At 75.5% G+C, this 11,582-nt stretch carries 7 protein-coding genes; 4 read left to right on the plus strand and 3 right to left on the minus strand.

Annotated features, from left to right (window positions below; genetic code table 11):
* A partial coding sequence (locus tag IDM29_RS10905; RefSeq protein ID WP_188037528.1) for a DEAD/DEAH box helicase occupies positions 1-1,324 on the minus strand: 1,324 nt, incomplete at its 3' end.
* A gap of 306 nt (positions 1,325-1,630) precedes the next feature.
* Here IDM29_RS10905 and IDM29_RS10910 point away from each other — a divergent pair.
* From IDM29_RS10910 to IDM29_RS10925, 4 genes are all read left to right on the plus strand, one after another.
* Complete coding sequence (locus IDM29_RS10910; RefSeq protein WP_182112941.1) at positions 1,631-4,981, plus strand: EAL domain-containing protein; 3,351 nt, start codon at positions 1,631-1,633, stop codon at positions 4,979-4,981.
* 63 nt (positions 4,982-5,044) lie between these two features.
* On the plus strand, positions 5,045-8,410 hold the full coding sequence (locus tag IDM29_RS10915) for an EAL domain-containing protein (RefSeq protein WP_182112940.1): 3,366 nt from the start codon (positions 5,045-5,047) through the stop codon (positions 8,408-8,410).
* A gap of 66 nt (positions 8,411-8,476) precedes the next feature.
* Positions 8,477-9,211 (plus strand): M50 family metallopeptidase, encoded by a 735-nt coding sequence (locus IDM29_RS10920; protein ID WP_220458007.1) that lies wholly within the window; start codon positions 8,477-8,479, stop codon positions 9,209-9,211.
* A gap of 73 nt (positions 9,212-9,284) precedes the next feature.
* Complete coding sequence (locus IDM29_RS10925; protein ID WP_220458006.1) at positions 9,285-9,950, plus strand: AIM24 family protein; 666 nt, start codon at positions 9,285-9,287, stop codon at positions 9,948-9,950.
* A 7-nt stretch (positions 9,951-9,957) separates the two neighbouring features.
* On the opposite strand, the gene IDM29_RS10930 is transcribed toward IDM29_RS10925, so the two are convergent.
* Positions 9,958-10,896 carry a 5'-3' exonuclease gene (locus tag IDM29_RS10930; RefSeq protein ID WP_182112939.1) on the minus strand — a complete coding sequence of 313 codons (939 nt, stop codon included), beginning with the start codon at positions 10,894-10,896 and terminating at the stop codon, positions 9,958-9,960.
* A 64-nt stretch (positions 10,897-10,960) separates the two neighbouring features.
* Positions 10,961-11,401 (minus strand): PLD nuclease N-terminal domain-containing protein, encoded by a 441-nt coding sequence (locus tag IDM29_RS10935; protein WP_182112938.1) that lies wholly within the window; start codon positions 11,399-11,401, stop codon positions 10,961-10,963.
* Between the last annotated feature and the right edge of the window lie 181 nt (positions 11,402-11,582).

Raw genomic sequence — 11,582 nt, forward strand, 5'->3', positions numbered from 1 at the left:
CGCCCTGCCCACCCTGCGCGCCGCGGCGGCGACCACGGGTACCCGTGCCGGCCGCCTCGGGCCGCGGAGCACCGGACGTGCCGGAGCGGCTGGACCGGCTGCCACGCCCACCCGTGCGGGGGGCGCCGGTGCGGGCCTGCTCGAGGACCGGCGGGGCCGGCGTCACGAGCGCCGCGACCTCCCCGACGAGCGCCTCGAGCACGGGGGTGCCGACGCGGACCGGGGTCGGGCGGGCGTTGATCTTCGCCAGGCGCGTGAGCGTCCGCACGTCGCCGGTCTCCTCCGGCAGGACGAGCGTGACGACGTCGCCGCCCGAGCCCGCGCGGGCCGTACGGCCCGAGCGGTGCAGGTACGCCTTGTGCTCGGCCGGCGGGTCGACGTGCACGACGAGCTCGACGTCGTCGACGTGGATGCCGCGCGCCGCGATGTCGGTGGCGACGAGCACGCGCACGCCGCCCGTGGAGAACGCCTCGAGGTTGCGCTCGCGGGCGTTCTGGCTGAGGTTGCCGTGCAGGTCGACGGCGGGGATGCCGGCCGCGGTGAGCTGCTTGGCGAGCTTCTTGGCCTGGTGCTTGGTGCGCGTGAACAGCAGGCGGCGGCCCATGCCGGACGCGAGGTGCTGCACGACGGCACGCTTGGTCTCGGCGTCACCCACCGTGAACAGGTGGTGCGTCATCGCGGCGACCGGCGACTGCTCGGAGTCCACGGCGTGCGACGACGGCCGGTTCATGAACTGGGCCACGAGGCGGTCCACGCCGTTGTCGAGCGTGGCCGAGAACAGCAGGCGCTGGCCGTTCGCGGGGGTCGCCGACAGGATGCGCTTGACGCCCGGGAGGAAGCCGAGGTCCGCCATGTGGTCGGCCTCGTCGAGCACCGTGATCTGCACGTCGGCGAGCGTGAGGACCTTCTGCTTGAGCAGGTCCTCCAGCCGGCCGGGACAGGCGACGACGATGTCGACGCCGGCCTTGAGGGCGACCTCCTGGCGGTGCTGGCTCACGCCGCCGAAGATCGTCGTGACGCGGAGGCCGGCCGCCTCGGCGAGCGGCTCGAGCGTCGCGGCGATCTGCGTGGCGAGCTCGCGCGTCGGGGCGAGGACGAGGCCGCGCGGACGGCCCGGGACGCGCCGTCCGCCGGTGAGGCGCACGACCATCGGGAGGCTGAAGGCGAGGGTCTTGCCGGAGCCGGTCCGGCCGCGGCCCAGCACGTCGCGGCCGGCGAGCGTGTCGGGCAGCGTCGCGACCTGGATGGGGAACGGCTCGGTGATGCCCTGCTCGGCGAGGGAGCGGGCAAGGGTCTCGGGTACGCCGAGGGAGGTGAAGCTCATGGGGATGGGGACTGCCTCTCAGGCATCGGGGGTCGGGGCTCGCGGCGGCGGTCATGGTGACCTGCGGGACGTGCGCCGGACGGGGTCACGGCGCGGACGTCCACGGGGCAGGCACCACCGGTGCTCCACGACGGAAGGCGCGCAGGATGCACGCTCCTCGGTGAACAGTGTGCCCTACGTCGTTGTTCCGGCCTGCACCGGGCTTCTTCCGGCGACGCGCTGGGGCCGTGGTCACGCACGGTCTCGGGCCGCCGGTGGCACCCTGAGGCCGTCCCGCTCGACGGCACGGACCGCTGGAGGCCAGCAGTGACACACCCGCCGACCCTCCTCGTGCTGACGCCCAGCACGGGCGGGGACTACTTCGGCGGCCTGCTCACGGGTGTCGCGCGCGAGCTGGCGGCCGTGGGCGGACGCGCCGTCGTCGTGCAGACCCTGGAGCCCGGCCTGGAGAGCGACCAGCCGGGCGAGGCGCCGGACTTCGCGGTGCCGGTCGGCTGGGACGAGGTCGACGGCGTCGTCGCGGTCACCTACGCCGTGGGCGCGGCCTACCTGCGGAGCGCCCAGGAGCACGGGCTGCCCGTCGTGGTGACGAGCGCCCGCCTCGACGACCTCACCGCTCCCAGCGCGGTCGCCGACAACGTGGGCGGCACGCGCGCGGCCGTCGAGCACCTGCTGGCGCACGGCCACACGCGCATCGGGTTCGTCGGCAACCTGGTGCAGCGCGACACGGCGGAGCGCTACGAGACGCTCCTGGGCACGCTCGAGGACCACGGGCTGGCGAGCGCGCCCCGGCACCTGTTCGTGGCGCCCGACAACGGGGAGGCCGGTGGGCGGGCGGCGGCCGCGGTCTTCCTCGCGGCCGACGACCGGCCCACGGCCGTCGTGTCGGGCACGGACCGCAACGCGGTCGCCTTCCTCGAGGCCGTCACCGCCGGGGGCGTCGCGGTCCCCGGTGACCTCGCGATCACGGGCTTCGACAACATCGAGCCCGCGAGCTTCGCCAGCCCCGCGCTGACGACCGTGGACCAGCCGTTCGACGAGGTGGGTGCGCTCGCCGCGCGCCTGGCCCTGCGCATGGTCGCCGGCGAGGAGGTGCCGCCCACCGCGCACGTGGCGCCGGCGACCCTCGTCGTGCGCTGGTCGTGCGGGTGCCGGCCCGGCGTCGGCCCGGTGGCGGGCCGTCCCGGCCTTCGGGTCGCGGTCGACCCGCGGGCCGCGCGCGACGCCACGGCCCACCGGCTGCGCCAGGCCCTGGTCACCGGCCGTGACGGACGCGACGACGCCGTCGCACCCGTGGGCGAGGAGCTCCTCGACGCCGTCGAGCGACTCCTGCGCACGGACCCGGCGACGCTGCGGTCACCGGGCGGCGACCCGCCCGACGTGCTCGAGTCGCTGCGGGCCGCCCTGCTCCGCTCCACGGGCCGCAACGACGCGCTGCGGCGCGTCACCCGCACGCTCGACGAGTACGTCCGCGCGACCCACCGGCCCGAGCACGCGGGCCTGACCCTCGCCGTGCTGCGCGAGGTGCAGGCGGTGGCGCTCCTGCGCCGCTCGGCCCAGGTCGGGCAGATGCTGGACGAGCAGTACGCCGTGGACGTCGGGCTGCTCGCCGCGGCGGACCCGCGCACGCTCGACTGGCTGGCCGGGACCCGGGTCCGTGCCGCCGTGTTCGCGGCCTGGGACGACGCCGGCGACCTGCGCGTCGAGGGCGTCCACGACCCCGCCGGGCGGCTCGGCGAGCGCGTCGGCACCACGGTGCCCGTCGAGCGCTTCCCCCACGCGTCCCTGGTCCGCGACGCGGACCCTCAGGAGCGCCTCGTGTGCCACGTCCTGCCGGTCCGCACGCGCGAGCGCCGGTGGGGCCTGCTCGCACTGGTGGCCGAGATCGACCCGGCGGCCGCACGCGAGACGTTCCACCACTGGTCCGCGCTGCTGGCGTCCGCGCTCGAGCAGCAGGCGCTGCAGGCGGCCGTGCGCAGCAACGAGCGCCGCTACGCGCTGGTCGCCGAGGCCGCGCGGGACGGCCTGTGGGAGTACGACGGCGTGGAGGAGCGGACCTACCTGTCCCCCCGCGCCCGCGAGCTGGTCGGGCTGAGCGGGGACGCCCCCTCGGACGTGGCGAGCTGGCGCCGGCACGTGCACCCCGACGACGTCGTCCGGCTCGCGGAGGCGACGGCGGCCGCGCGGCGCGCACCCGGCACGGCGGTCGAGATCGAGTACCGCACGATCGACGACGACGGCCGGCAGCGCTGGCTCCTGTACCGGGCCCTCGCGATGCCCGGCCAGGACGGCTCCGCGGGGCGCGTCGTCGGCTCCCTGTCGGACATCGACGAGCGCAAGGTCCTCGAGGAGCGGCTGCGGCTCGGGGCCCTGTACGACGAGGTCACCGGGCTGCCCAACCGGCGCCACTTCCTGGGCCGCCTGCGTCACGCGCTCGAGCAGCGGCAGCGCGACCCCGACCACCGCTTCGCCGTGATGTTCCTCGACGTCGACGGGTTCAAGCTGGTCAACGACTCGCTGGGGCACCTGGTGGGCGACCAGCTCCTGACCGCCATCGCCGAGCGCCTCCGGACCGAGCTGCGCACGTGCGACACGGCCGCGCGCCTGGGCGGCGACGAGTTCGCGGTGCTGGTCACGGGGGCGACGCCCGAGGAGGTGCTCGCCGTGGCGCGGCGGGCGCGCGAGGCGGTGGCGCGGCCGGTCGACCTGGCCGGCCACGAGGTGGCCGTGACCGCCAGCATCGGCATCGCCACGTCGGACACCCCGTACACGGACCCGGAGCACGTCCTGCGGGACGCCGACATCGCGATGTACGAGGCGAAGTCCGCCGAACGCGGCACGACGGCCCTCTTCGACCCGGAGATGCACACGCGCGCCACCGAGCGACTGCGGACCCGCGCGGAGCTGCGGGTCGCGCTGGCCGAGCGCCAGCTGGTGGTCCACTACCAGCCCGTCGTGCGCCTGGCGGACGGCGTCGCGTGCCACTTCGAGGCGCTGGTGCGCTGGCAGCACCCGGAGCGCGGCCTCCTGCTGCCGGGCGAGTTCCTGCCGGCCCTGGTGGACCAACCGGCGGTGACCGCGCTGGCCGAGCAGGTGCTCGACGACGTGTGCGCCCGGCTCGCCGCCTGGGGACGCGAGCACACCGCGAGCGCGTCGGTGGCGGTCAACCTGTCCCACGCCGAGTTCTGGTCGGCGGACCTGCCGGGCCGGGTGCGGCGCGCCCTCGAGCGGCACGGGGTGCCCGCCTCGCGCCTGGTGCTGGAGATCACCGAGTCGGTGATCATGACCGACCCGGACGAGGCGCGGCGCGTGATGGACGAGCTGCACGCGGTCGGTGTCACCCTGCACGTGGACGACTTCGGCACCGGGCAGTCGTCGCTGCACGCGCTGCGCCACTTCCCCGTCGACGCGCTGAAGATCGACGGCTCGTTCATCCGGGAGATGGACGACCCGCCGACCGCCGAGCTCGTCCGCGTGATCCTGGAGATCGGGCAGGTGCTCGGCCTCGACGTCGTCGCCGAGTGCGTCGAGACCCCGGAGCAGGCCGAGCGCCTGCGGGCGCTCGGCTGCCGCCACGCGCAGGGCTGGCTCTTCGGCCGGGCCGTCCCGGGCGACGAGGCCGGCCGGCTGCTCGGCCGGAGGCTCGCGCCCGTGTGAGCATCCGGGTGACGTTCTGCCCGGTTCCTTGCGAGACGCCCCCCTGCGCCGATGGCGAGGGGCATGACCCGCATCGGCGTGCTGTCCCCCGTCACCGGGGGCTTCTACTTCGGCGAGGTGCTCGCCGGCGTCGTCCGTGAGGTCGCCGCCGCGGGCGGGCACGTCGTCCTGATCCAGACGCTCGACGCCGGTCGCTCGGGCGACGAGCTCATCCCCGCGCCGGACGTCCGCACGCCCGTCGGCTGGGAGCACCTCGACGGCTTCGTCACGGTCGCGGAGGCGACCCGAGCCGACTTCGTCCACCGCCTCCGGGCCGCCGGCAAGCCCGTCGTCGTGGTCAGCAACGACCTCGACGTGGACGCGGCCCGCGTCTGCCCCGACAACGGCGCGGGCGTGCGGGCCGCCGTCGCGCACCTCGTGGCGCACGGCCACCGCTCGATCGCCTTCGTCGGGAACGTGGCCCAGCCCGACATGCGCGAGCGCTTCACGGCCTACCGCGACGCCCTGGCCGAGCACGACCTGCCCGCCCGCGACGAGCTCTTCGTCCCGACGCAGGACCACGTGGAGACCGGCGGGCGCCGGGCCGTGGACGCGTTCCTCGCCGCGCGGGAGGCCCACGGGGTGACCGCCGCCGTGACCTCCACCGACCGGATCGCGCTCGGCCTCGTCGAGGAGCTCGCACGGCGCGGCGTGCGCGTGCCGCAGGACCTCGCGGTCGTCGGCTTCGACGACATCGAGGCCGGGTGGCACAGCAACCCGCCGCTCGCGACCGTCGACCAGCACATCGTCGAGCTGGGCGCCACGGCCGCCCGGCTGCTGCTCGCGGAGCTGGGCGGGCAGGAGGTGCCGCACGCGCTGCACCTCGTGGCGTCGTCGTTCCGCCCGCGGCGCTCGTGCGGGTGCGGCTCGGGCGCCGTCGGCTCGTCCGATCGCGGCCGGGCGGACGGGGCCACGTTCGCGGCGCGGGTCACCGAGCTGCTCGGGGGGGAGCCGGCGCGGGCCCCCCGGCGGATCCGCACCGACGTGGACCGCGACGAGCTGGACGCCCTGCTCGAACGGCTCGTGCAGGACCTGTACCCGACCGCGCCGTCGCCCGAGACCGTCGAGGCGTTCACCGAGACCGCGATCGGCCGGCTCCACGAGATGGCACGCGGTCTGGACCTCGCGTGGTCCGACGTGGGCGCCGCGCACGAGCTCGTCGCCCACTGCATGGTGCGGCTGAGCGTGGCGCTGTCCCACCTCCAGGCCGCCAGCGGCCTGGACCTGACGACGCGCCTGTCGCGCTCGCTCGTCGAGCAGTACGAGGTCAGCATGGAGCTGCTCGGTCGCGTGGGCACCGACCCGAGCGACCTGCGCTGGCTCAGCCAGGCCTCCGCGAGCGTGGGCGTCCTCGGGCTCTGGGACGGGCCGCCCGGCGACGGCAGGCTGCGCACGGCCGGCGTCTTCGACCCGGCCGGGCTGCTCACGGCACCGCTCCCGGAGCACCTGCGCGTCGAGGACTTCCCGCCGCGGGCGCTCGTCGACCTCGCGGACGCCGGTCGCGACGAGGTCACCTTCGTGCTGCCCGTCCGCGGCGCGAGCGGGGACCACGGGATGCTGACGGTGATCGGGCCGGTCGACGCCACCGCCGGCACGGGCCGCGCCCGCTACAACCACTGGGCCGCCCTGCTCGGCGTCGCGCTCAAGCAGGAGGCGCTGCTCGAGGACGTGCGCCGCAGCGAGGAGCGGTACTCCCTCGCCGTCGGCGCGACGCACGACGGGCTGTGGGACTGGGACGTCGAGACCGGCGAGTGCTTCTGGTCCTCACGCTGCCAGGACCTGCTCGGCAGCACGCACGACCGGACCACAGCCGCCCCGTCCTGCGGCGGTGCCGACCCGGACGAGATGGCGCCGTGGCTCGGCGCGGTGCACCCCGACGACCTCGCGAGCGTCCGGGCCGAGCTGCGGCGCGCGCTCGTCGAGTGCCTGCCGTTCGAGGTCGAGCACCGCATCGTGCGGCCCGACGGCTCCCACCGCTGGGTCGTGTGCCGCGCGCTGCCGGAGAGCGGGCCCGACGGCACGGCACGGCGCGTGGTGGGCTCCCTGGCGGACATCCACCCGCGGCGTGAGCTCGAGGACCAGCTGCGCCAGGCCGCGCTCTACGACACCGTCACCGGGCTCCCCAACCGCCGCCTGTTCCTCGACCGGCTCACGTGGGCGGTCGACCAGGCGCGCCGGCGCCCGACCACGCGCTTCGCCGTCGTGTTCCTCGACCTGGACGGCTTCAAGCTGATCAACGACTCGCTCGGCCACCTCGTCGGCGACCAGCTCCTCGCCGAGGTGGGCGGTCGCCTGCGGGACGACCTGCGCTCGGTCGACACGGCGGCGCGCTTCGGCGGCGACGAGTTCGCGCTGCTGCTGTACGACCTGGATCACGACGCCGTGCTCTCCGTGGTGGAGCGGCTGCAGCGGCGCATCGCGGTGCCCGTCGTGCTCGCCGGGCAGGAGGTCGCCGTCACGGCGAGCGTCGGCATCGCGACGTCCGACACCGGCTACGTGGTCGCGGAGGACGTGCTGCGCGACGCCGACATCGCGATGTACCACGCGAAGGAGGCGGAGCGGGGCACCTCCAGCGTGTTCCACCCGTCGATGCACTCGCGCGCGACCGGACGCCTCCACGCCCAGGCGGAGCTGCGCACGGCGTTGCAGGAGCAGCAGTTCGTCGTCCACTACCAGCCGGTCGTCGCCCTCGACGGCTCGCGGCTGACGCGGTTCGAGGCGCTCGTCCGGTGGGACCACCCGACGCGCGGGATCATGCTGCCCGGCGACTTCCTGCCGGTCATGGCCGAGAGCGGCACCATCGTCACGCTCGGCCAGTGGATCCTGGACGCCGTCGCGGCGCAGGTCGCCCGGTGGCTGACGGAGCACGGCGGCCCGGTCAGCGTGTCCGTGAACCTGTCCCACCGGGAGTTCTGGTCGGACCGGCTGCTGCGCACCGTGACCGACGCCATCGAGCGGCACGGCGTCCCGGCGTCGTCGCTGGTGCTGGAGATCACGGAGTCGGTGCTCATGTCCGACCCGGAGGCCGCGCGGGCGATCATGTCCGACCTGCGGGCCGCCGGCGTGCGGCTGCACATCGACGACTTCGGCACCGGGCACTCCTCGCTCAACGCGCTGCGGGGGTTCCCCGTCGACGCGCTCAAGATCGATCAGTCCTTCGTCGCGCAGCTCGGCGTGGACGACCGGACGAGCGAGCTCGTCGGGGTCATCGTGGCCATGGGCCGGGTGCTCGGCCTGGAGGTCGTCGCGGAGGGCGTCGAGACCCCCGACCAGGAGGAGCGGCTGCGCGCCATGGGCTGCGCCAACGCCCAGGGCTGGCTCTACGCGAGCGCCCTGCCGGGCGACGAGGCCGGCGTCCTGCTCGGGACCCGCGCCCCGGCCCACGGCTGACCGCGCACCGCGGCCGGCTCGCGCCCGGGCGACGGCGCGGCCCCGGCGGGCTGGCACGATGACGCAGTGATCGCCGAGCTCTGGGACCGGATCCTTGCCACCCAGCCGCTGCCGTCCGCCCGCGTCGTGGCCGCCACGGCGGCGCTCGCCCTGCTGCTCGTGCTGGTGCCGTGGCTCTGGCGCGTCACGCGGCACGTCGTCACCGTCGCGCACGAGGGCGGGCACGCGATCGCCGCGGTGGTCAGCGGCCGCCGGCTCACCGGCATCCGCCTGCACTCGGACACGTCAGGCCTCACGGTCTCGCGCGGGCGGCCGCGCGGCCCCGGCATGGTCGTGACCCTGCTCGCCGGCTACACCGGGCCGGCGCTCGTGGGACTCGCGGCGGCCGCCCTGCTCTCGACCGGCCGCGCCGTCGCGCTGCTGTGGTCGGTCCTGCTCCTGCTGACCCTCCTGCTGCTCCAGATCCGCAACCTCTTCGGGCTGTGGGTCGTGCTGGTGTGCGGCGCGGGCGTCGTGGCGGTCACGTGGTGGCTCGAGCCCGCCCTGCAGTTCGCCGTCGCGCTGACCCTGACGTGGTTCCTGCTCCTGGGAGCGCCGCGCGCGGTGCTCGAGCTCGTGGCGAGCCGGCGCACGGGCCCACGGACGTCCGACCCCGACCAGCTCGCACGGCTCACGCGCGTGCCCGCCGGGATCTGGGTGGGGATCCTCCTGGCCGTGACGGTCGCCGCGGCCGCCGGCGGCGTGGCGCTGCTGCTGCCGGACGTGCTCGACGTGCTCCGGACCGGGCTCGCCGCAGGCTAGAGGCCCTCCCGCGCCGCCGTGTCTGCGAGGCTGGGGCCTCGGCCCGCGGGGGCCCGCGACAGGAGGACCACACGTGCGCAGCCAGATCTTCGGCACCCACCTCGAGCAGGTCAGCGAGGAGCGCTTCGGCCTGCAGAACCCCAAGATGCTCCGCGTCCGGCTCGACGGCGAGGTGATGGCCCGCCAGGGCGCGATGGTCGCCTACCAGGGGCAGATGGACTTTGCGTACCAGGGCGCCGGCGGGGTCGGGAAGCTGCTCAAGAAGGCGTTCACGGGCGAGGGTGTCCCGCTCATGCGCGTGACCGGGCGCGGTGACCTCTTCCTGGCCGACGACGCCTCCGAGATCCACGTGCTGACACTCGAGGGCGACTCCGTGACGGTCAACGGGCGCAACGTGCTCGCGTTCGACCCGACGCTCCAGTGGGACATCCGCCGGGTCGAGGGTGCCTCGATGATGGCGGGCGGCCTGTTCAACACCGTGTTCACCGGCCACGGCCAGCTCGCCATCACGTCGTTCGGCCCGCCCGTCGTGCTCACGGTCGACGCGCCGACCTTCGCGGACGCGCAGTCCGCGGTCGCGTGGTCCACCGGCCTGCGCACCAGCGTGAAGAGCTCGATGACAGCCGGCGCGTTCATCGGGCGCGGGTCGGGCGAGGCGTTCCAGCTCGCGTTCGAGGGTCAGGGCTTCGTCATCGTCCAGTCCAGCGAGGGCCCGCCGGCGCCGCAGACCAGCAGCTGACGGCCCGTCAGTCGGCCGCGAGCGCGTCGACGAGCCGGGCGACGCTCGACGTCAGCCCCCACCGCGTGGCGAGCTCGACCAGGCGCTCGGGGTCTGCGGGGGTGCGCGGCAGGGCGTCGTCGGCGTCAGCCACTGGCGCGTCCCGCGCCACGTTGACCACGCCCGGGGCGACGGCGAGGTAGGGCAGCCCTTCGGTCAGGCGGCGCCGCTGCGCGGGCGTGAGGCCGGCGTCGTGCGCCTCGAGCGCCGCCAGGACACCCGCCAGCGTGCCGTAGCGGCGCAGCAGCGCCGCTCCCGTCTTCTCTCCGATGCCGGCGACGCCGGGCAGGCCGTCGCTCGCGTCACCGCGCAGGACCGCGAGGTCGGCGTAGGCCTGCCCGTCCGCGACGTCGTACCGCTCGGCCAGGCGCGCCTGGTCGACGACGTCGAGGTCGGTGATGCCGCGGGCCGTGTAGAGCACGCGCACGCCCCGCGCGTCGTCGACGAGCTGGAACAGGTCGCGGTCCCCCGTGACCACCTCGACCGGGGCGCGCTCGCCCGCCGGCCGGGACGCCTCGCGCTCGGTCAGGGTCCCGATGACGTCGTCGGCCTCGAAGCCCGGCGCTCCGACGCGCGCGATGCCGAACGCCTCGAGCACCTCGACGATCACCGGGATCTGCGCCGTGAGCAGGTCGGGGACCTCCTCACGGTCGCCCTCGGCGACGCGATGCGCCTTGTAGCTCGGGATCGCCTCGACCCGGAACGCCGGCCGCCAGTCGTCGTCCCAGCACGCGACCAGCCGGTCCGGGCGCCGGGCCGTGACGAGCCGGGCGATCATGTCGACCAGGCCGCGCACGGCGTTGACGGGGGTGCCGTCCGGCGCCTTCACCGAGTCCGGCACGCCGTAGAACGCCCGGAAGTAGAGCGAGGCGGTGTCGAGCAGCAGCAGCGGGCGGCGGGCGGTCATGGCGCCACGCTAGGGGACGGCACCGACGGCGCCCAGGGGCGACCTGCGCTCCGGCGCGGTGCGCTCAGTCCTCGCGCCTGGGGTCGGGCTCGGTCGTGTCGTCGGGACCGGGCGCGGACTCGACGGACCCGAGCCGCTGCTCGCGCTCGCGCAGCTGCGCCTCCCACTCGGCGAGCAGCTTCTCGTGCTCCGCGCGCTCGCGGCGCTCGACCGACGCGAGGAACTCGGGGTCGTCGTCGGGCCCGCGCGGCCGCGCCGGGCGCTCGTACTCGGGGAAGCCGGCGGTCGCCGTCGACGGCCACGGAACGGCGCTCGACGGGCGCTGCTTCGCCGGGCGCCCCGCGACCAGCCAGGCGACCGCTCCGGCGATCGGGATGAGGATGATGACGAAGATCCACGCCGTCTTCCCGAGGTTGCGCGCCGAGCCCTCGGGCGTCTGGATGCAGTCGATGAGGCAGAACACCAGCAGCGCGAACTCCACGATGTACGGCAGCGCGCGCAGCACGGGGCCTCCAGGGTCGGACGGTCGACGACGCCGCGCCGACGGCACGGGTCGGCGCACACGCTAGGGCAGGAGCGCACCACCCGGGGAGGGGCGGCCGCCCGATTCACCCGTGCGAGCGGGCCGCCGGCGCGGCGGCCGGCGCCGACCTCAGGCGGCGGGCACGGTCCGGCCCGCGGCCCAG

Origin of the sequence: Actinotalea sp. JY-7885 (assembly GCF_014525465.1) — a bacterium.
Taxonomy (GTDB): domain Bacteria; phylum Actinomycetota; class Actinomycetes; order Actinomycetales; family Cellulomonadaceae; genus Actinotalea.